The 20,698-nt window shown below is 54.9% G+C and carries 19 protein-coding genes; 1 reads left to right on the forward strand and 18 read right to left on the reverse strand.

Annotation, left to right across the window (positions count from 1 at the left end; all coding sequences use genetic code 11):
- Positions 1-525: 525 nt before the first annotated feature.
- Positions 526-948, reverse strand: coding sequence for a metal-dependent transcriptional regulator (locus tag K6V98_RS04330; RefSeq protein WP_222199309.1), 423 nt, complete (start codon positions 946-948; stop codon positions 526-528).
- Between the two features lie 120 nt (positions 949-1,068).
- On the opposite strand from K6V98_RS04330, the gene pepT reads away from it, so the two are divergent.
- A complete protein-coding gene (gene pepT, locus K6V98_RS04335; RefSeq protein ID WP_222199310.1) occupies positions 1,069-2,319 on the forward strand; it encodes a peptidase T in 1,251 nt (416 codons plus the stop codon).
- A 121-nt stretch (positions 2,320-2,440) separates the two neighbouring features.
- Here the strand turns inward: pepT and K6V98_RS04340 are convergent, their stop codons facing one another.
- From K6V98_RS04340 to nikE, 17 genes are all read right to left on the reverse strand, one after another.
- Entirely contained in the window at positions 2,441-3,583 is a 1,143-nt protein-coding gene (locus K6V98_RS04340) for an LCP family protein (protein ID WP_222199311.1), read from the reverse strand.
- A gap of 14 nt (positions 3,584-3,597) precedes the next feature.
- Positions 3,598-4,881 carry a UDP-N-acetylglucosamine 1-carboxyvinyltransferase gene (gene murA, locus K6V98_RS04345; RefSeq protein ID WP_222199312.1) on the reverse strand — a complete coding sequence of 428 codons (1,284 nt, stop codon included), beginning with the start codon at positions 4,879-4,881 and terminating at the stop codon, positions 3,598-3,600.
- A gap of 76 nt (positions 4,882-4,957) precedes the next feature.
- Positions 4,958-5,368, reverse strand: a complete 411-nt coding sequence (gene atpC, locus K6V98_RS04350) for an ATP synthase F1 subunit epsilon (RefSeq protein WP_306792759.1) — start codon at positions 5,366-5,368, stop codon at positions 4,958-4,960.
- The gene (atpD, locus tag K6V98_RS04355) at positions 5,369-6,802 is read right to left on the reverse strand and encodes a F0F1 ATP synthase subunit beta (RefSeq protein ID WP_222199313.1); all 1,434 of its coding nucleotides are present in this window, start codon (positions 6,800-6,802) and stop codon (positions 5,369-5,371) included.
- On the reverse strand, positions 6,802-7,707 hold the full coding sequence (gene atpG / locus K6V98_RS04360; RefSeq protein ID WP_222199314.1) for an ATP synthase F1 subunit gamma: 906 nt from the start codon (positions 7,705-7,707) through the stop codon (positions 6,802-6,804). The genes atpD and atpG overlap by 1 nt, the downstream gene beginning before the upstream one ends.
- Positions 7,708-7,712: 5 nt before the next feature.
- A complete protein-coding gene (atpA, locus tag K6V98_RS04365; RefSeq protein ID WP_222199315.1) occupies positions 7,713-9,314 on the reverse strand; it encodes a F0F1 ATP synthase subunit alpha in 1,602 nt (533 codons plus the stop codon).
- 5 nt (positions 9,315-9,319) lie between these two features.
- Positions 9,320-9,802: a F0F1 ATP synthase subunit delta gene (locus tag K6V98_RS04370; protein ID WP_222199316.1), complete on the reverse strand. Its 483-nt coding sequence runs from the start codon at positions 9,800-9,802 to the stop codon at positions 9,320-9,322.
- The gene (gene atpF / locus K6V98_RS04375) at positions 9,799-10,392 is read right to left on the reverse strand and encodes a F0F1 ATP synthase subunit B (RefSeq protein ID WP_222199317.1); all 594 of its coding nucleotides are present in this window, start codon (positions 10,390-10,392) and stop codon (positions 9,799-9,801) included. Before atpF ends, K6V98_RS04370 begins: the two co-directional genes overlap by 4 nt.
- A gap of 31 nt (positions 10,393-10,423) precedes the next feature.
- Positions 10,424-10,618, reverse strand: coding sequence for an ATP synthase F0 subunit C (locus K6V98_RS04380; RefSeq protein ID WP_222199318.1), 195 nt, complete (start codon positions 10,616-10,618; stop codon positions 10,424-10,426).
- 121 nt (positions 10,619-10,739) lie between these two features.
- Entirely contained in the window at positions 10,740-11,537 is a 798-nt protein-coding gene (atpB, locus tag K6V98_RS04385) for a F0F1 ATP synthase subunit A (RefSeq protein ID WP_222199319.1), read from the reverse strand.
- Positions 11,538-11,572: 35 nt separating this feature from the next.
- Positions 11,573-11,872, reverse strand: coding sequence for a hypothetical protein (locus K6V98_RS04390; protein WP_371734522.1), 300 nt, complete (start codon positions 11,870-11,872; stop codon positions 11,573-11,575).
- A gap of 199 nt (positions 11,873-12,071) precedes the next feature.
- Complete coding sequence (gene upp / locus K6V98_RS04395) at positions 12,072-12,713, reverse strand: uracil phosphoribosyltransferase (RefSeq protein ID WP_222199320.1); 642 nt, start codon at positions 12,711-12,713, stop codon at positions 12,072-12,074.
- A gap of 140 nt (positions 12,714-12,853) precedes the next feature.
- Positions 12,854-14,404 carry a glycerol kinase GlpK gene (glpK, locus tag K6V98_RS04400; RefSeq protein WP_222199580.1) on the reverse strand — a complete coding sequence of 517 codons (1,551 nt, stop codon included), beginning with the start codon at positions 14,402-14,404 and terminating at the stop codon, positions 12,854-12,856.
- Complete coding sequence (locus K6V98_RS04405; protein ID WP_222199321.1) at positions 14,401-15,147, reverse strand: L-threonylcarbamoyladenylate synthase; 747 nt, start codon at positions 15,145-15,147, stop codon at positions 14,401-14,403. Before K6V98_RS04405 ends, glpK begins: the two co-directional genes overlap by 4 nt.
- A 212-nt stretch (positions 15,148-15,359) precedes the next feature.
- Positions 15,360-16,409, reverse strand: a complete 1,050-nt coding sequence (locus K6V98_RS04410; protein WP_222199322.1) for a N5-glutamine methyltransferase family protein — start codon at positions 16,407-16,409, stop codon at positions 15,360-15,362.
- Between the two features lie 41 nt (positions 16,410-16,450).
- On the reverse strand, positions 16,451-18,784 hold the full coding sequence (gene dnaX / locus K6V98_RS04415) for a DNA polymerase III subunit gamma/tau (protein ID WP_222199323.1): 2,334 nt from the start codon (positions 18,782-18,784) through the stop codon (positions 16,451-16,453).
- A 119-nt stretch (positions 18,785-18,903) separates the two neighbouring features.
- Entirely contained in the window at positions 18,904-20,694 is a 1,791-nt protein-coding gene (nikE, locus tag K6V98_RS04420; RefSeq protein ID WP_222199324.1) for a nickel ABC transporter ATP-binding protein NikE, read from the reverse strand.
- Between the last annotated feature and the right edge of the window lie 4 nt (positions 20,695-20,698).

A 20,698-nucleotide genomic window follows, 5' to 3' on the forward strand; every position in this document is an offset into this window, starting at 1 on the left:
TGGCATCTTATTTCGTCTTTGGAACCGGGGTCTCCCCCGGTCTCCTCGCAGTATCCGGTTTTCAAGGTACCCGCCCGGGCCGGTTCGGCCGCGCGGCAAGGAGATATACTGCCAGACTCGAGGGGAGGATGGTACCTCAATCTTGCTCTCCATGAGGTGAACACAAGCGGGGTGTCAAAGAAAACGGTCGATAAACTTCCTTGAGGGATATATACGGAGCGATCTCAGCTGTAGCTCACGCACATACGATCGCGTACCGGGCGTTTCACGCCACACCATGCACCCGGGCACTCAGAGACTCGTCGAACTAAGCCGCCGAGCTATTCTCACGAAGGCAAAACGGTCGGAGCAGCATTCGAGGGTGCGTTCGGCTCGCTCAAGTGGAACCTGCGATCCGCTCAAGCAACGCTCAATGCGAATGAGCGCGCAACTCGTTCGTGATAACGCTTGATCCGAATGCGCGCTCAGCTCACTCGAGAAAAGCTCAAAGCGAACGAACGCGCGACTCGCTCAAGACAAGCTCGGCTACTCAGCGAGTGAAACACCCTGACCCTCGAGATAGTCCATCCAGCGCTGCAGCGTATCCTCTGAAACGGCATGTTCCATCATGCAGGCCTCAGCATCTGCGCGCTCAAACTCAACGCCCAGCTCCTTCATTAAGAAGGTGCGGAGCATCTGATGGCGCTTCCATACTGCACGCCCCAAGGAACGACCCTCATCGGTAAGCATGACCTTACCGTAGTGAGACTGCTCCACCATGCCTTGAGCCTTGAGCGCAGAAACAGCCTTATTCACGGAAGCTTTTGACACTTCCATGAGCTGAGCGATGTCTACGGATCGAACGCCGTCTCCCTGGCCGTTCTCTTCTTCAATACGAACCATGGCCTCGAGATAATCTTCATTGGCCATAGTGAGATGACGTTTACGGGAAGTCTCAGTGGTTTCCATGTATGAACCCCTTTCACTCTGGTTCTCATTCTACCTCATGAGACGGATTACTAAACACACCCAGTACACATCAAGGCGTGCTACAGTGCAGGCAGGCACGCTAAAACCAAGGAGGAAGCTATGTCAAACACCTCAGATGTACTCGAACGCTTCTTGCGCTATGTACAAATTGATACAACATCTTCAGACGAGCACGCTCATCAGGTGCCTTCAACTGATCGGCAATTCCATCTGGCTCAGCTCCTTGCTCAAGAGCTCAAAGATTTAGAAGCTCACGATGTAGCCGTGAGTGAGCATGCGTATGTAACTGCTCATATTCCTGCATCTGCTGGAGCAGAGGATCTCCCTCGCCTCGGACTCATAGCCCATCTTGATACCACTGAGGTTGCTCCCGGTGCGGGCGTTGCCCCTCATATTGTGCACTACGAGGGCGGAGACCTGATTGCAGGAACAGTTGATGGACGGCCGGTGAGCGTAAGTCCTGATCAGATGCCCTCACTTGCAGAAGCTGTTGGTGAGGATCTGGTCTGCACTGACGGAACCACGCTACTTGGAGCCGATGATAAGGCGGGCATAGCTGAGATCATGGCTCTTGTTGCTCGCCTTGCTCAAGATCCCAGCCTTCCCCACCCAAGCCTTGGTATTTGCTTTTGCCCTGATGAAGAGATTGGGCATGGAGCTTCCCTGCTCGATATCTCAGACTTTGGATGCGACTGGGCTTATACGGTAGACGGAGGCCCCATCGGAGAAATTGAGTGGGAATGCTTTAATGCGGCCGAAGCAGTGGTGCGCGTTGAGGGACACTCGATTCATCCGGGCGATGCAAAGGGGCGGATGATCAACGCTCAAAACATCTTGCTGCGCTACCACGCCATGCTTCCCGAGGCAGAGCGGCCAGAGCATACGGAAGGCCGGGAGGGCTTCTTCCATCTTGAATCGATGTCAGGCACGGTCGTTCTTGCCATCGGCCGCTATATCATCCGCGATCACGACACTGCCTCATTTGAGCGACGGATCAGCCTTATGGAACATGCTGCGGATTTCTTAAATGAAGAGCTGGATCGTGACCGCATAGAGGTTAAAGTCGAGCGCCAATACCGCAATATGGCTGAGGTGGTATCTCAGCACCCGCAGCTCATTTCTGCTGCTCATGAGGCGTTCCGTGCCGTTGGAATTGAAGCGCGCGAGCTACCCATCCGAGGCGGTACCGATGGTGCCCAGCTCAGCTTTAGAGGACTTCCCTGCCCCAATCTCTCTACCGGTGGCTATGCAATGCACTCGGTAAATGAGTTTATTCCGGTGCGCTCACTTGAGCTGATGGTCGATGTCTTAACTGAACTGGTCGCGCGCTTCGCTCAAGTACAGGAGTAGGCTCGCACACGCGGCCTAACATGAACTGACCGTTCACGTTGCCAAAGCACAGGAGCAGGCTCACACAATCAAGTGAGAGCCTGCTCTGGCATTTCGTCTCTGCAATTTGTGGAGCTAGAGCCTACTCCGGCGTATCATCTCCGCTATTAGCCCAGCTCAGATTATTGCGCGTGTTCAGATCACCAAGTGTGGTAGATGTGCCACCCTTGCCAGAGGTATTGGGGCCTTTGGGATCCTCACCAGCCTCTACGCGCTCCATCATTTCACGCAGGGCATCTTTGTACACAAAGACATAGCTCTTGCCATCGACGAATGTATCGGCTCCGGTATAGCTCGGCAGATTGGCAGACCAGATATTGGACGTATCCATACCGCGCATTGCCGTGACGACGCCTACAATATCGTCTACATCCATGGTGGTAATGAGCATATTCGAGAGCGATTCGAGCAAAGCAGGGATCTGTGTTATCTCAAGTCCGTTCAAAATCTTGTGCGCCAAGGCTCCAAGCACCATGCGCTGGTGACGCATGCGGGTATAGTCTCCGTCTGCAAATTGATGGCGAGCACGCGAGAAGGTCAGTGCCGTTGCACCGTCCATGTGCTGAGAGCCTGCAGGAATAGACATGTCTCCTGCCTGCGGGTCATCAACCTCATCGCCTTCAGGCACCGTAATATCAATGCCACCAACGGCATCAACCAAGCTCTCCAAACCGGTGAAACTCACCTCGGCGTAGTAGGCAATATTTGATCCGGTCAGATCGCGCACTGCAGTAACCACCGCCTCAGGCCCGCCATAGGCATGCGTCTCATTGATCTTCATGGTCTCACCCTTGTACTCCACCGCCGTATCACGGGGAATAGAAATGAGCGCAGCCGTCTTTTTAACCGGATCGACATGAGCCAAGATAATTGAGTCTGAGCGGTACGTTGTCTCACCAGGCCGTCCGTCGGTTCCTAACAGCAAAATATTAAAGGGGTCACGCGCAGCGTTTGCATCCGTCAAGATGCCGGCAAGACCGCTCAAATAGCCAGAACTACCATGCAAGCTACCGTTAATGATGCTTTTAACCACCGTGATTGCTAAGGCTGAACCGGTGCAAAGCAACAAGATAATAAAGGTTGAAACAAGAGCCCGGCGTATCCGACGAGACCTCCTGCGTTGGCGTGCACGCTCGGCATACCTGCCCACATTCTCGCGGCTATAGATCCGGCTCGCAGCTCCGATAGATGGCTGTCGCATATGTTGAACAGGATTTCTCGACATAGGTGTACTCCCTGCTAATCGAATTCAGGGTCGGGCACGCTTGCATGCTCTACGTAGGCTCCAAGCGCTGAGAGCTTCTCGACGAAGGCCTCGTATCCGCGAGCAATGTGGTGAACTGCAGAAACCTCAGTTGTACCTTCAGCAACTAAGCCTGCCAACACCAATGCGGCGCCACCACGAAGATCGGGAGATACAACCTGAGCTCCAGAAAGCGAGCGCACCCCATGAATCATCGCATGATGGCTCTCAATATGAATATCTGCTCCCATGCGCACCAACTCAGATGCAAACATGAAGCGATTCTCAAAAATATTCTCGGTAATAATGGAGCTGCCATCAGCCAAGGCAGAAAGCACCATGGCTTGCGCCTGCATATCGGTTGGAAAACCCGGAAATGGCAGCGTTTGAATATCGATCGGCCGAATCGTTTCGGCACGCATGGCTCGCATGCCCGCCTCGGTACGCTCAAACGAGATACCCATGGCTTCAAGCTTGCGAATCACCATGGTGAGATGCACCGGATTAAAGCCGGTAACCTCTACACCGCGAGAGCCAGCTGCAAGCGCGCCGGCAACCAAAAAGGTTCCAGCCTCAATGCGATCTCCCACCACGCGATGCTCAGTGGGGTGCAGCTCGGGCACACCCTCAATGCGGACAAGGGGCGTGCCTGCGCCTTCGATCTTGGCGCCCATCTTAGTGAGCATTTCGGCTAAGTCTACAATCTCAGGCTCACGTGCGGCATTATCAATGAGCGTGGTGCCCTCTGCACGAACGGCAGCCATAATGAGATTTTCGGTCGCGCCAACGCTTGCAAACTCAAGTGTCACATCTGAGCCTGTCATACCCTTCGTTGCATCGGCATAGATATAGCCATGCTCGGTATCAAAAGAAACCCCGAGGGCTTCAAGACCTAAGATATGCATATCTATTTTGCGAGCACCGAGGTTGCAGCCACCAGGCATAGCAATCTTTGCCTTACCAAAGCGACCTAACAACGGCCCCATAACCGCTGTACTTGCCCGCATCTTAGCAACCAGCTCGTACGGTGCTTCCCACGAGTTCACCTCTGAGGTATCGATCGCAAGCGTATGCTTATCAACAACCTCAATCTCGGCACCCATATGCTTGAGCACCTTGCCCATGACATGGACATCAGAAATATCAGGAACATTGGTTAGGGTGGTCACACCAGGAGCCAGTAAGGTTGCTGCCATTAGCTTCAATGCTGAGTTCTTAGCACCAGAGACAGCAACGGATCCTTCGAGCTTTCGCCCACCTTGTACGCGAATGATATCCAAGCAAGAGACCCTTTCAAAAAAAGACCCGGAAGCCGCTGGCTTCCGGGCACGCTACTCGTTAACGGTCTGAATCAAGCTATGCAGCCTGAATCCTCTTGAGCAGGAGCTTGCACCAAGCGATCTCATTATAGAGATTCACCCGCTGTGCATCATCTGCCGACAAATTACCCAGCTCCTCTTCAAATTCTTTAAGCTTGGTCTGAAGCTCAGAAGCCTTGAGTTCTGCCACATTTTCCGCACGCTCAACCAGCATGATCACGCGATCATCAGCCACCTCAACAAAGCCTGTTCCAATGGCAAACTCGCTGGTAACCTCACCCATCTTCTGAGCGCAGATCGTTGTGAATCCCGGCTCGATGGTAAAGATTTCGCTCGCATGACGAGGCGCGATACCCATGCTTCCATCGGTTGAAGGAACCGTGAGGAACGCTACGTCTTCTTCAAAAGCGAGGTGCTCAGGACACACGATGCGGACGTGAATGGCCATTTAACCCATCAGCTCCTCGGCACGACGACGCACGTCCTCAATCGTTGACGCATAGCGGAAGGCCTGCTCGGGCAAGTCATCGCACTCGCCATCAACAATGGCAGCAAACGAACGCACCGTGTCAGCAACCGGAATATAAACTCCCGGATTACCGGTGAACTGCTCAGCCACGTGGAAGGACTGAGAGAGGAACTGCTGGATCTTACGGGCACGATTCACCGTTAAGCGCTGCTCCTCAGAGAGCTCATCCATACCCAAAATTGCAATAATGTCTTGCAAATCTGAGTACTCCTGCAGCATCTCTTGAACCTTTACGGCAACCCGGTAGTGCTCCTCGCCCACAACCGCAGGATCAAGAGCGTCCGATGAGCTTGCCAAAGGATCAATGGCAGGATACAAACCCAACTCAGCAATGGAGCGCGAAAGCACCGTTGTTGCATCGAGGTGGGTAAAGGTTGTTGCCGGTGCCGGGTCAGTCAGGTCGTCTGCCGGAACATATACGGCCTGTACCGAAGTAATGGATCCCGTCTTGGTAGAGGTAATGCGCTCCTGGAGGTCGCCCATCTCAGTTGCAAGCGTGGGTTGATAGCCCACAGCAGAAGGCATACGACCGAGCAGCGCAGACACCTCAGAGCCAGCTTGCGAGAAACGGAAAATATTGTCGATAAAGAGCAGTACGTCTTGGCCACGATCACGGAAGTACTCAGCCTCGGTCAGGCCAGCCAAGCCAACACGCAGACGTGCTCCTGGTGGCTCATTCATCTGACCATAGACCAAGCAAGTCTTCTCAATAACGCCAGACTCGGTCATCTCCAAGAAGAGGTCAGTACCCTCACGGGTACGCTCACCGACGCCCGTAAAGACCGAGGTGCCGCCGTGCTCTTGAGCCAAGTTATTAATGAGCTCTTGGATCAACACGGTCTTGCCAACGCCTGCGCCACCGAAAAGACCCGTCTTTCCGCCTCGGATATACGGTTCCAAAAGGTCAACGGCCTTGATGCCCGTCTCAAAGATCTCAGTTTTGGTTGTCAGCTCATCAAACTTCGGTGCCGGGTGATGAATGGGATACCAATCCTCAACTTCAGGCATTTCCTTGCCATCAACCGGCTCGCCCATGACGTTCCAGATGCGGCCAAGAGTGGACTTACCCACCGGCATCTTCATGGGAGCGCCGGTATCTACAACCTCAATACCACGGCAAAGACCGTCGGTTGAAGACATGGCAACGCAGCGAACGACGTTGCCCGGCAGCTGGCTCTCAACCTCAAGCACGGTCTGAATACGCCCAACGGGAGTCTCAGCGTCAACGGTTAAGGCGTTATAGATATCGGGAACATCGGCCTTGAACCTGACGTCCACGACCGGACCGATGATGCGGACGATGCGCCCGATGCCGGCGCTATACGTCGGCGTGTTGGCGGTGTTCTCAGCCATCAGTAATCCTCCAATGCTGCAGCCCCGCCCACGATCTCATTGAGCTCAGTGGTGATTGAGGCTTGGCGCACGCGGTTGTAGGTGCGGTTCAAATCGGCGATGATCGCGCTGGCGTTTTCGGTGGCCGAGTGCATGGCCTTACGGCGTGCCCCGTGCTCAGCGGCGGCAGAGTCGATCAGTGCCTGGTGTACGACGGTTAACACGTAGCTCGGAATCAAACGATCGAGCACGTGATCGGCAGACGGGGCATAGGTAAACGGCAGATTAATCCTGCGAGGCCCGCCCTTATCGTCAGTGCGAGGACCGCGAGGAGCTGCCAGAACATCCGGGTCAAGTGGCAAGATGCGCTCTTGGCGCAAAACCTGCTCAACGCGGTTCTTAGCATGGAAGTAAACAATGTCCACGCGGCCGAACCGACCTGTACCAAAGCCGTCAATAATATAGTCAGCGATCTCGCGGGCACGCTGAAGCGTTGGCGAGTCAGACTCCCCGGTAACAGACATCACAAGATTTGGATGATCTTGGAAGTGCTCCGTTGCTTTACGACCGCAGGTGATGAGCTCAACCTCTGATGCACCATGACGACGATAGTGGTCGATCCGGCGCTCAGCGGCACGCTGTACCTGGGTATTAAAGCCAGCTGCAAGCCCTCGATCCGAGTTAATGACCACAAGCAAGGCTCGCTCATAGTGCTCAGGGTTTTTGAGCAAGGGAGAGGATGAGGAAGCGTCTCCGGCAACCGTGAGCATCACGTCAGTGATAGCAGCGCGGTAGGGCTCGGAGCGCTTCTCACGTGCCAGTGCGCGGGCAATCTTGGCCGTGGAGACCATCTCCATGGTGCGCGTGATCTGCTCGGTCGTCGATACCGAGGAGATGCGCTTTTTTATGTCGCGGAGATTCGCCATAGCGGCTAGCGCTCCCCTTCAGCGGCGTTCGCCTGAGAGCTGCGAGCGATCAAGAACTCGGCTTTAAAGTCGCCGATAACCGTCTCAAGCTCCTGAGCGAGCGCATCGTCAATCTTGTCATGTCCCACACGCTCACGCAGCTGACGATACGCACCTGCAAAATAGTCGAGCATCTGATCGCGGAAGGGCACAACCTCTTCGACCTCAAGATCGTCCAGGTAACCTCGGTTACCTGCAAAGAGTGCAAGCACCTGATCAGACACAGACATTGGCTCAAAGCGCGGCTGCTTGAGCAGCTCAGTCATACGTGAACCATGCGTGAGTTGGCGCTGCGTAGTGGCATCTAAGTCTGATCCAAACTGCGTAAAGCCAGCGAGCTCACGGAAGGAAGCCAGATCGAGGCGGAGATTGCCCGCCATCTGCTTCATAGCCTTTGTCTGGGCAGCACCGCCGACACGCGACACCGAAATGCCAACGTCAACAGCAGGGCGCTGACCCTGGAAGAACAGCTCACTTTGCAGATAGATCTGACCGTCAGTGATTGAAATCACGTTCGTGGGGATGTAGGCAGAAACGTCTCCATCCTGAGTCTCGATGATCGGAAGTGCCGTGAGCGAACCGCTGCCGTTAGCCGCGGAAAGCTTGCAGGCACGCTCGAGCAAGCGAGAGTGCAGGTAGAAAATGTCTCCCGGATATGCCTCACGTCCAGGCGGGCGGCGAAGCGTCAAAGACATCTGACGATACGCAACTGCCTGCTTGGAGAGGTCGTCATACACAGCAAGTACGTGACCACCGGGGTTTGAGGCGCTTGCTGGGTTTCCGTCCTCGCCGTTGTACATAAAGAACTCACCAATGGCAGCACCAGCCATGGGAGCGATGTATTGCAACGGAGCGGCCGTACTTGCACTGGCCGAAACGATGACGGTGTAGTCTAAAGCCCCGTGGGCAGCCAAGGTCTCGCGAATCGAAGCAATGGTAGAAGCTTTCTGACCAATTGCCACATACACGCAGATCATGCCTGTTCCACGCTGATTAATGATGGCATCAATCGCAATGGCGGTCTTGCCGGTCTTGCGGTCTCCAATGATAAGCTCACGCTGGCCACGACCAATAGGAATCATGGCATCGATGGCCAAAAGACCGGTCTGAACTGGCTCGCACACCGGCGTACGATCAATAACGCCTGGAGCCTTAAATTCAATGGGACGGCGATGCGTGGCATTGATGGGACCTTTGCCGTCAATGGGCTGGCCTAAAGGATTGACCACGCGGCCAAGCATGCCTCGACCAACCGGAATATCCATAACGCGACCGGTGGTTCGGCATACGTCGCCTTCCTTGATGGAGTCAACGTCGCCAAAAAGTACGGCACCAACTTCCTCACGATCAAGGTTTTGGGCGAGTCCATACACGGGCTTGCCTGTCATGGAGCTTGTAAACTCGAGGAGCTCACCTGCCATGGCGCTCTTTAAGCCGAGCACATGAGCGATGCCGTCTCCCACCTCGGCTACATACGATACCTCCTGGGTATCGACCGTAGTCTCAAGATCCAGCAGGCGCTGCCGCAAGACCTCTTCAATGTTAACGGCACTGATGACGTCTGTCATAAGCGCTATACCTCCGACTTCCCGCTGCCCTGCGTCATAACCCTGCGAGCTGACTCAAGCTGCATACGCACGGACGCGTCGCGGCGCTCACCGCGCGCCGAAAGGATGATGCCTCCGATAATGGAAGGATCGACGTGCTCGATCAAGAACACTTCCTCCTCCAAGTCGGCCTCGCACTTGTTCTTAATCAAGCTGCGCAGCTCATCGTCTAAAGGAATCGCCGTTGTGACATGCACACCAACGAGCTCCTTTTCTCCATCGACCATATCGCGGTACATGTCCAAGACCTCGGGCAACTTGTCGAGGTCGCCACCTGTGGCCATGGAAGAGAGAACCGAGAGCACCTCAGGCGAGGCATCCGCCTCTGCCTTGAGCGGCACCATATCCTCGTAGACGCGGTCCTCAGACTGGGCGGCCTCGAGCAGGGTGCGCGCATAGGTCTCGAGCTTGCGCTGCTCGATCCTGCTATCCTGCTTCCGCTCACTCATTTCAAGCTACCCACTTCCGTGATGTACTTCTTGATCAGCTCGCGCTGCTTCTCATCGTTGGCGTCCAAGACCTCATCAACAATCTTGCCAGCAACGGCCACAGACACCTTCGCAATTGAATCCGTAGCGTTCGCATAAATACGATGCTGCTCATCTGCTGCACGCTCACGTGCCTTAGCCAAAATGTCCTCGGCCTCTTTGTGAGCCTCTGCAACGATCCGACCACGCTCTTTTTCTACGTCTGCGCGGGCAGCAAGCACAATCTCGGATGCCTTACGACGAGCCTCCACGATTGCGGCATCTGCCTCTTCGCGAGAAGTACGAACGCGCTCCTTAATCTCTGCTGCCTCATCAATGCTGTCCTGAATGGTCTCTTCGCGAGCCTTCAGCACGGCAAGCACCTTAGGCCAGGCAAACTTAGACAGCAGAAGCATAATGATCAAGAAGATGACGAGCGCGGGAATGAACTCGGCGAGCTTCGGGATCAGGATTTCGGCGCCACCCGCCGCCTGGCCATCCGCAAATGCGGCCGCAGGTAGCATGAGTGTAGAGCCCATGCCGGCGACGATACCGATGTGTACCTTTTTCATGACTGCTCCCTTACGTAGCGTCGCGTCTGGTCTAGCGAACAACCAAGGCAACGACGAATCCGATCAGGGCCAGTGCCTCGGCAAATGCCGATGCCATGATGAAGATGGTGAACAAGCGATCCTGAACCTCAGGCTGGCGAGCCATAGCCTGGGCACAACCGAATGCGGTAAGCCCAATAGCAAGACCAGCGCCAAGAACTCCGATGCTGTAACCGATAACTCCCACGTTTCCTCCTTCGTTCATGCGCCGTCTTGACGCATCCGAATGCAAACTTCTATATCAAGCGCTGTCGCGCCTGGTACCAAATCATACGAGAGCTCAGCTCTCATGTGGCTCACACGTGAGCTTAGTGACCCTCAGCCTCGGCTCCCTGAATATAGACAGCCGTAAGCATGGTAAACACATATGCCTGTACGAATGCAACGAAGATCTCGATCGCGTAAATGACAAACAAGATAGCAGCAAAAATAAAGGCGGGAACTGCACCGAGCGCGTTGGAAACCGTCAGCTCTTGGATGAGTGGTTCAGCAAAAAGTGCCACCATCAATGCAAATGAGCCCATAACAATGTGGCCTGCAAACATATTGCAGAACAAACGGATAGCCAAGGTGATGGGACGCAAAAGCATTGAGACAAGCTCGATAAGCCAGACGAGCACATTGAGGGGAAAACCCACACCTGCCGGAGCCAAGCTCTTAAGATAGCCACCAACTCCGTGCTGGCGCATGCCTACGAAAACAAAGTAGATGAACACAACCACAGCAATAGCTGCAGTGGTTGAAATGGTGCCCGATCCCGGCTTCATGCCCGGGATAACTCCAACAACATTATTAACAAGAATGAAGAAGAACACCGTTGCCAAGAAGGGGAAGTGCTTCTCCCAGGTAGCGCCGATGATCTGCTTGCCCATGCCGTCTGCCACAAAGTTAATGCAGACCTCCATGGCGTTTGCGAAAATGCCCCGAGGCACCAGCGAAATGCGGCGCACATAGGCAAAAACGAGCGCCAGAAGCACGATCGAAGAAACAATGAGCCAGAACGTGTATTGCGTGAGACCCAGTCTCAGCGTACCGAATATTGGGATGGAAGAAAACTCCGAAACAAGATGGCTGATCTCACCAGGGAGCCGGTCGAATGCTTCCACGATCACACCCTTTCACTTCAGGCTGGGCTCAGCAGTTACCGAGCCACAAGCACGCACGCCAAAACAATCCAGCCGACGAGAAACCCCATCAGTTCTCCCACAAGGTAGGCTAAAAGCCCATCATGCGCGAGTAAATACACAACGATGACACCGAGCAAAAGCACAGCAAACGAAGCAGCTACGCTCATAGAACCCTTAGCCATGCTTGCGTTGCGCTTGCGCCGTATCACGGGGACGAGTGCGAGCAGGAGCAAGCCGAACGCCAACGCGCCCGAAATGACACCGATGATAAGAAAGGGCATATGCGTTTCTACATCAAACACAAAGCCTTGCACTCAACCACCCCGCATGCCTCGCAGTCCGAGGAACAGCACGTCCCTAAGTATATCTAGATTATCAACGAGCGCAACGTCGCGGGGCATGCGGCTTTCATAAGCTTGCAAACGGCAAGACAAATATGCGAACGGCAGGATAGAGCAGATGAGCGGCCATGGATGTTTACACTCATCGCATAACTTGACAGGTGAGGCTTAATCACTTAGTGCCAAAAATTCGATCCCCCGCATCTCCTAAGCCCGGAACAATATAGGCCGCTTCATTTAAACCCTCATCAATGGCACAGGTAAAAATCCGAACATCAGGATCTGACGCGAGCACAGCCTCAATACCTTCTGGAGCAGCAACAAGCACCAACAGACGAATATCGCGGACACCCTCGGCGCGAAGCGACTGAATGGCATCTACCGCAGAACCGCCTGTGGCAAGCATGGGATCGACGATCAAACAAATGCGCTGATCAATATCTGCAGGAAACTTTGCGTAATACGGATGCGGCTCATGAGTAACTTCATCGCGATACATGCCTAAATGCCCCACGCGTGCAGAGGGAATAAGCTCGAGCATGCCATCTACCATGCCAAGGCCTGCACGCAAAATGGGAATAATGGCAACCTTGCGCCCGGCAATACGCTTGCAAACGGTCTCACAAATAGGCGTCTCGACATCGATGTCTTCCAGAGGAAAATCGCGGGTTGCCTCATAGCCCTCAAACAGCGCAAGCTCACGAACAAGCTCACGGAACTGCTTGGTTCCCGTATGTACACTCCGCATAATTGCGAGCTTATGCTGAACCATGGGGTGATCGATGAGGGTTACGCGGTTGCTAACGTGGGGCATGGTCTCTCCTTGTACTTATATGCAAGATGCAAAACAACGCGTACAACCTGAGGCTGACACGCAGCTCGCTCTCCTGCAAACATGTCTTGGTCTAGAAGTATAGTTCTTCGGCTTGGTAGGTAGGTCATACGCGCCTGAGATCAGCCCATATGAATATTCGTGCGCGAGCGGGCAACGGCGTCATGCCAGCCAGCGGTGAGCCTTGCTATGCGCTCCGAATCAGCCGATGGCTCAAAGGTACGCCCGCGCCCAATGTTTTGGCGAAGATCTTCTCGATCCTCCCAATAGCCTACGGCAAGACCGGCCAAATACGCTGCCCCTAATGAAGTGGTTTCTACAAACTCAGAACGCCTCACGGGGATCCCTAACAGATCAGCCTGGAACTGCATGATGAACTCATTGCGAGCTGCCGCCCCATCAACCGCAAGCTCACTCATGGCAGATCCGGCATCTGCCTCCATCGCACGCAAGACGTCTAAGGTCTGATAGGCCATGGATTCGCAAGCCGCACGTATGAGTGTCGCTCGATCAGAGGCTGCAGAAAGACCTGAGATGAGGCCTCGAGCATCTGGATCCCACCATGGAGCACCAAGCCCACTAAAGGCAGGCACCACATAGCAGCCCCCGGTATCTGGAATTGATTGGGCAATCTCTGCGCTTTCCTCAACGCTTGAGACAAGTTCCAACCGATCACGCAGCCAGCTCATAACCGAGCCTGCATGAAAAATTGAGCCCTCAAGGGCGTAGCTCACATGACCTCCTTCTGCAATTCCGATGGTTGCTACCAAGCCATTTTTTGAGCTGACCGGACGCGCTCCGGTGTTCATGAGCATGAAGCAGCCGGTACCGTAGGTGTTTTTTACATCGCCCTCATCAAAGCAACAGTGCCCAAACAAAGAGGCCTGCTGGTCACCTGCCACCCCGGTAATGGGAGGCATATGCGTCATAATCTCGCCTGAAACACGTCCAAATGAACCTGAACTCCACCTCAGATCTGGCAACATCGCAGCAGGAATATTCAGAAGCTCAAGCAGCTCCTGATCCCATTCAAGGCTCGTAATATTGAAAAGCATCGTTCGGCTGGCATTCGTAAAATCGGTGGCATGCACCCGGCCGCCTGTGAGGTTATATAAGAGCCAGGTATCCACCGTGCCAAACATGAGCTGGCCTGCATCGGCGGCCTCACGTGCCCCATCTACGTTATCAAGGATCCAGCTAATTTTGGTTGCAGAAAAATAGGCATCGGGCTTAAGACCAGTCTTTTCCCGGATCATGGACTCGTACCCATCTTTGATGAGGGCATCTGCCAACGGAGCCGTGCGACGACACTGCCAAACAATGGCGTTATGAATGGGCTGGCCACTATCGGCGTCCCACACAATGGTTGTTTCGCGCTGATTTGAAATGCCAATGGCAGCTATCCGATCTGAATGGATGCCACTTTTGAACTGGACTTCCATCATGACGGCGATCTGGGCAGCGAGAATCTCCATCGGGTCTTGCTCAACCCAACCCGACTTGGGATAGATTGTAGGAATTGCCCTCTGAGCTTGAGAAACGATGCAGCCATACTCATCTACAATAACCGCTCGAGCCGAGGTCGTGCCCGAATCGAGAGCCATAATGTATTTGCTTTTCTGAGGAGTACCTGCTGTGTCGGCCATATGCAGGTCACTCAACGAGAAGCTCATGGTTTCTGCCATCCCCTCTCGCTCACCGGCAAAGATCCATCTGAGCCAACAGAGGGCAGCGCGTGCACGATGCTGAGGATCTTTTTGGGTGAAATCGCGCCGATACGAAGAATTTCAAGCGATCCGCTTGTAAATGAAACAATAGTAGACGCCTCATCTGAGCCGGTAGCGCCAGCATCAATTGCAACGTCTACGCCAGAAAGAATGCGTGACTCCACATTTGCAAACGATGTTGGAGCTGGGGCACCATGCGTATTAGCACTCGTAACCGCGAGCGGCGCGTGAACCCTCGCAATCAGCGCCTGAATGGCAGGCGATGCACTTGCTCGCAGTGCCACCGTACCGTCTGCTGCTTGCAAAAACGATGGAACCTGATCCGTTGCCTGAACAACGATAGTTAACGCCCCTGGCCAAAGCTCAGTCGCAAGCGCTCGAGCGCGTGGATCAACCTCGCTACCATAGGTATCAAGAGCCTGAACACCCGCTACCAACCACGGAACGGTTTGAGTACGGTCGCGCTGTTTTAAGCTGAAAATTCGCTCGTAGCCACTCTCTCGCACCGGCACCATGCGATGCTGCTCTTGCATACTCGCAGCAGCTGCGGCTACAGAAACTCCGATCCCGTAGACCGTCTCGGTGGGGAGCAAGGCAAGGGCACCACGCTCAATATCGCATGCGGCATAGCTGATGGAGTCGTGGTGCGCGGGATGGTCGTCGGAACCAATCCGATAGATCCTGCGCATGCCCGAACTCCTTTCGTAGTCGTTCTCATAGCACCCAATGTGCTACAAGAATGCAACCGTATAGCCCCAATCCATATTCGCATAAGCAAAGATAAGATACCCAACGCAAGCTGCGCTCACCAGATCAACGGAGGACATCTTTCGGTGAGGGGTCACCCCTTACCGGATATGCTCGTCACGCGTTCGAATTTCTTTCGCTTGGATTTTACGCTTTACGGAGTGCGAGCACAGATGAAACGATTTCTACCGGCAAGATCTTTTTCAATCCTTACCAACTCCATACCAGCGGATATACAGAGTGCTGCTGCATCCTCAAGTGAGTCTTCGTGCAGCTCACAGGCAAGCAATCCTCCATGCCGGAGCACCTGAGGAGCTGCGACAAGTATGCACCGAAACACATCGAGGCCATCTGCTCCACCGGCCAGCGCCAGCCTCGGCTCATGCAAGGCAACCTCTTGAGGCAAGTGCTCCATCACAGCATCGGGAATATAGGGCGGATTCGACACCAGCACATCAAAGCTGCCCAACTCCTGCGTATCGACCGGCTCGATCATATCGCCTGTGCGTATGTCCATATACTCAGGATCCACGTGCAGGGCCTCGCGATTAGACGCGGCAAGTCGAACTGCCTGCTCATCAATATCAATGGCTACACAAGAGATCTGGCCTGGCCGCTCGGCTGCGATCGCCAAGGAAATGCAGCCGGTTCCGCAACCAATCTCAAGCACCCGGGCATGAGAGGCACCGTTTTGCTCACTCGCTTCTGCTGTGTACGACTCCTCTGACAGCGCCGCTTCAGCATCCTCTTCCGGCGACGTCTCGTGGCTCTCTTGAGCCTCAGCTTCCACGAACTTAGCCATGGTCTCGCTCCATGGAAGATGAGCGCGTTTGCGCTTGGGAGCTGCCTCGTGCAAAACCTCAGCATCAATAAACGAAAGCACCTCTTCTACTAAGAGCTCCGTCTCAGGCCGAGGAATTAAAACGCCCGGCTCGCAGCGCACGGTAATCCCTCTGAACTGTGTAGTGCCCACAATGTATTGCAGCGGCTCCCCGTTTGCTCGGCGAATAACCCGCTCGCGTAAACGGTCAAGCTCAGGGGCGGCCAAGGGGCGATCAAACGAGGTATAGAGCTCGACCCGGCTCACATGTAAAACAGAGGAGAGCAACCACTCCGCACTGAGGCGCGGCCGTTCGTCTCCCTTCTTTGCAAGATAGCCGTCGATCCACGTGAGACAGCGACCAATTGTCCATACCTCAGCCATTCGAGCGTGACCCCCGCATATGCAAAACCCTTAGATTCGGTTTATTCATCTTTGAAAATCACACCCGCACCAAAAACATCGCCCAACACGCTCTTTGCGTCGTCCACATCAAAATCAGTCGCAGATCCTGGTTGTGCGCTTTGAGCAGGAGCTGTGGATGGCTGCGCTGCTGATGCTTGTACGGCTGGTGCCTGCGGTACGGGCGTGTGAGCTGCTGGCGAATGTGCGGCAGGAGGCTGCACGGCGGACGCGTGACCTGCTGGCGAGGAGGGAGCTGCAGATGCCTGCGGTACAGACGCATGCCCTGCTGACGCTTGTGCTTCAGGCGAGGGCAGCGCTGATGGAGCCGCACTTGGAGCGGCTGTTTGCACTGCAGGCACAGTGCCTGTCACCTCTGCTGCCGCACTTGGTGCCGCACCAGCTCCCACTGATACTGACTCACTTGCAGCAGCAGCTGGCCTGTCAGACGAAGCAACACGAGAAGCAACAGGACGGGATGGTACGGAAGCGGCGTGAGCTGCAGGTGCGGGCTGCGGCTGTACTACAGCAGAGCCACCGGCAGCGCTATCACCTTCCATGCGATATTCAATTGCACGGCTACCAAATACCTCAGCTACTACGGGCGCTATGACCGCACCAGAATCTGGCTGAGCGAGCATCTTCAGGGCAAAGCCTGAGCCCTTTGGCAGTGTGATCACCAAACGCGATCCATCATCAGACTGGGCGTGCGAGCGCTGCAGCAGGGCTCCCCGCGATGCCTGAGCTGCCGTAATGAGCTTAACTGCCTCTGCCCACTTGCGCTGGAGCTCGCCCGCATCGACCACGCATGCCTCCGGGCGCGCACCCGGGCTCGCTGAAGGCGGCTGTACGACCGTCGCCGGAAATGCAGCTACGGGCTGAGTTGGACGCTCAACTGATGCCGGAGATGAAGCTGCAGGCTGAGCTGGACTTGGAGCAGACGTGGGAGCTTGGCTAGGCTGCCTCTGTGCTGCAGCAGCCATCGACTCTGCGCCACCCGCATGCGGCAGCTCAGCAGGCTCAGCTGCTGCATAGTCCGCACGCGGCAGCTCAGCAACACCTTGGGCAGAAGCACTCTCTCGAGTAGCTCCCGACTGAGCAACCGCAGTGGCTCCGCCTCGTTGCGCTCGCTGTTGCTCCGCCTGGCCTACCAGCCTTTCAGGATCAGTGGGAGCAGATGGAATGCCCCGAGCAATCTGAGCCTCGAGCTTGGCGACTCGTTCCGCCAAAGCCTCAAGCGTAAGATCAGACTCAGGGCGGGCAAGACGCGTGAGAGCGATCTCGAGCACGATCCGCAAATCTGCTGCATCGCGCATAGAAAGTGCAGCGTCATCTAAGACCAACAAGGCTCGAGAAAGCCGATCAGCATGCTCAAATTGATCAGCTTCAGCAACAAGACCAGCAAGCTCCTCAGGAGTGCCATCAACTATGGCAGGCACAGGCCCTGCAAGCTTGACGGTATAAACATCGCGCAGGTGAGTTACAAGATCGCGTGTGAGCTCCATCAGATCGACGCCAGCATCTGCTTGCTCGCGCACAGCGCCAAATAGCCCTACCACGTCACGTTTGGCAATCCCTACAGCAATTTGAGCAAGCACCCGACGCTCTGTTTCACCCAAAAGCGCCCGGGCATCTGCCGCACGAACCGCGCCGTTTCCAAAAACAGAGAGCTGCTCTAAGGTAGAAAGGGCGTCACGCATACCACCTCGGGCATGGTTGGCAACGATCTCGAGTGCCTGATCATCAAAGGCAAAGCCTTCGCGTTCACAGATCCAGCGCATACGGTTCACTAAGCCATCTTCAGAGATCCGATGAAAATCAAAACGCTGACAACGAGACAAAATAGTCTCAGGAACCTTTTGCGGATCGGTTGTACAGAGCACAAAAACCACGTGTGAAGGAGGCTCCTCAATCGTCTTGAGCAGGGCATTAAATGCCGCTGTTGTAAGCATATGAACCTCGTCGATGATATATACCTTGCGCGCACCTCTCACCGGCGCAAAGCCCACCGAGTTCACAATCTCCTCGCGCACGCTATCCACGCCGGTTCTACTTGCAGCGTCAAGCTCATACACATCGGGATGGGTACCCTCAGCAATCGCCTCACACTCCGGACAGGTTCCGTCAGGCAAGGCACCAATATGCCCATCTGGTCTTGCTGAGGCGCGCTCACAGAGCAAAGCCTTAGCCAAGATACGAGCCAAGGTCGTTTTTCCTGTACCACGCGGCCCGCAAAAGAGATAGGCATGAGAAAGCCTCTGCTCGGTAACCGCATTTTCAAGGGTAGAGACAATATGCTCTTGGCCAACCACGCTCTCAAAGGTGAGAGGTCGGTACTTTCTATAGAGCGACTCCATAAGAACTCCTCGCAAGCAACAGGTACATGAGAGCGACAAACAATCTGGCCAACGATACACAAAGGCCGGGGAGATCATCATACCCTCCCCGGCCTCATTCGCGCGTATTTCAGAATTTGCTAGAGCACCGATCTAACCAAGAGCTCTGTATACGCATCGTTCGGTGCTCCAATAACCTCATCAACCAGGCCTTCTTCTACAACCACACCGGCGCGCATAACCAATACGCGATCACAAATTTCTTGAACTAAGGCAAGGTTATGGCTAATGAAAATCAGGGCGAGCCCTCGCTCATCTTTGAGCTCCGCCAAGAGATCCATGATGCGACGTTGAACCGTTACATCCAAGGCGCTCGTCAACTCATCGCAGACCAAAATTTCCGGCTTTGCTGCAAGAGCACGGGCAATGGCTGCACGTTGGCACTGGCCACCACTTACCTCATGTGGAAAACGATCGGCAAGTGCGGGATCCAAACCACAGCGCTCAAGCAAGGCATCTACCTCAGGCTTAATTTCCTTACGAGAACGACCCCGGTTTAAAAGTGGCTCCGCAATGCCTGCGCGAAGCGTTCGCCTCGGGTTAAAGGAGGCAGTACTTGCTTGAAAGACCATCTGAGCTTTTTGATAGATCTTCTGCAGAGCACGACCTTTGAGGTGCGTGATATCGCTTCCCTCAAGCTCAATCGTGCCCGCCGTCGTATCTACCAGGCGCATGATGAGCTGAGCGATGGTGCTTTTGCCCGAGCCAGACTCTCCAACAATGCCTAAGGCCTCACCAGGTGCAAGCTCAAAACTCACATCGTTGACAGCAAGCTTGTCTGTTTCGCGTCCAGCAAAGGAACGTAGCAAGTGGTGGGCAGCAAGGATGGGCTGCACATGCGAAGCTGCAAGCTCTGGATCCTCGCTCTGCACTCCCCCATGAGGCGTATCTGCACCTGCTGTTGGCGCATCAGCGTCCTCGCTCTCGTTTTGCACTCCCCCATGAGACGTATCTGCACCCGTATTTGTCGCATCGTCGCTCTCACCCAGCGCGCTCTCGCTCAGCATGCCTGCATAAGACGTACCCACGCCCTCGGTTGGCGTGGAGCCTCCCTCGCTCAGCACGCTCTCGCTCGGCGCACCCTTGACCGCATGCTCAATACGAGCGACAGAAAAGCGTGGTACTGCCGCTAAGAGCTCTTGCGTGCGCTCATGCTGCGGATGCTCAAGCACCTGGTCTACCAGACCAGTCTCTACAATGCCTCCGTCATGCATCACCACGACGCGATCGGCAATCCGCCTCACCACACCCATATCGTGCGTAACGAAGATGATCGAAGTACCAAATTGCTCGCGCAAATCTGCCAACTCATCGAGAGCAGCTCGCTGGGCAACTACGTCCAGCGCACTCGTTGGCTCATCAGCCAAGATCACCGAAGGGCCGGGCAGCATGGCCATGGCAATACCAACACGCTGAGCCATGCCGCCAGAAAGCTCAAAGGGATAGCTCTCCCAAATCCGAGCGGCATCGGGCAGCTCCAAGCGCTCAAAAAGCTCAAGCGCCCGCTCGCGAGCCCGAGCAGCTGTATCAGATCCATGAGCCGCAAGCGCCTCTACAATCTGATCTCCAATGGTTCGAATAGGACAAAACGATGCGGCTGAATCCTGAAACACCATGCCAATCTCGGCACCACGCACCTGCCGGATCTCCTCATCAGATAGAGATGGCAGCGAACGACCAGAGAAGCATATATCTCCCTCAGCAATTGAGCCAGCAGAACCTAAGAGGCCAAGGGTGGCGCGCAAGAGCGTGGACTTACCACAACCTGACTCGCCCACCACCCCAATAATCTCTGCGGGCGCAAGTGTCAGGCTGACACCCGAAAGCGCCCGCTTGCCCTCAAACTCAACCGCAACAGCGTCGTATGTCAAAAGC

It is taken from the genome of Collinsella ureilytica (assembly GCF_019795105.1).
Lineage (GTDB): Bacteria > Actinomycetota > Coriobacteriia > Coriobacteriales > Coriobacteriaceae > Collinsella > Collinsella ureilytica.

What these genes read in the sequence shown, in the direction of transcription:
- atpG (WP_222199314.1), bottom strand. Translation starts at nt 7,707, where the DNA reads ATGGCGAATCTCCGCGACATAAAAAAGCGCATCTCCTCGGTATCGACG.
- atpC (WP_306792759.1), bottom strand. Translation starts at nt 5,368, where the DNA reads ATGGCCATTCACGTCCGCATCGTGTGTCCTGAGCACCTCGCTTTTGAA.
- pepT (WP_222199310.1), top strand. Translation starts at nt 1,069, where the DNA reads ATGTCAAACACCTCAGATGTACTCGAACGCTTCTTGCGCTATGTACAA.
- K6V98_RS04370 (WP_222199316.1), bottom strand. Translation starts at nt 9,802, where the DNA reads ATGAGTGAGCGGAAGCAGGATAGCAGGATCGAGCAGCGCAAGCTCGAG.
- K6V98_RS04405 (WP_222199321.1), bottom strand. Translation starts at nt 15,147, where the DNA reads ATGCGCAGGATCTATCGGATTGGTTCCGACGACCATCCCGCGCACCAC.
- K6V98_RS04410 (WP_222199322.1), bottom strand. Translation starts at nt 16,409, where the DNA reads ATGGCTGAGGTATGGACAATTGGTCGCTGTCTCACGTGGATCGACGGC.
- atpF (WP_222199317.1), bottom strand. Translation starts at nt 10,392, where the DNA reads ATGAAAAAGGTACACATCGGTATCGTCGCCGGCATGGGCTCTACACTC.
- glpK (WP_222199580.1), bottom strand. Translation starts at nt 14,404, where the DNA reads ATGAGCTTCTCGTTGAGTGACCTGCATATGGCCGACACAGCAGGTACT.
- upp (WP_222199320.1), bottom strand. Translation starts at nt 12,713, where the DNA reads ATGCCCCACGTTAGCAACCGCGTAACCCTCATCGATCACCCCATGGTT.
- dnaX (WP_222199323.1), bottom strand. Translation starts at nt 18,784, where the DNA reads ATGGAGTCGCTCTATAGAAAGTACCGACCTCTCACCTTTGAGAGCGTG.
- K6V98_RS04340 (WP_222199311.1), bottom strand. Translation starts at nt 3,583, where the DNA reads ATGTCGAGAAATCCTGTTCAACATATGCGACAGCCATCTATCGGAGCT.
- K6V98_RS04330 (WP_222199309.1), bottom strand. Translation starts at nt 948, where the DNA reads ATGGAAACCACTGAGACTTCCCGTAAACGTCATCTCACTATGGCCAAT.
- atpA (WP_222199315.1), bottom strand. Translation starts at nt 9,314, where the DNA reads ATGACAGACGTCATCAGTGCCGTTAACATTGAAGAGGTCTTGCGGCAG.
- atpD (WP_222199313.1), bottom strand. Translation starts at nt 6,802, where the DNA reads ATGGCTGAGAACACCGCCAACACGCCGACGTATAGCGCCGGCATCGGG.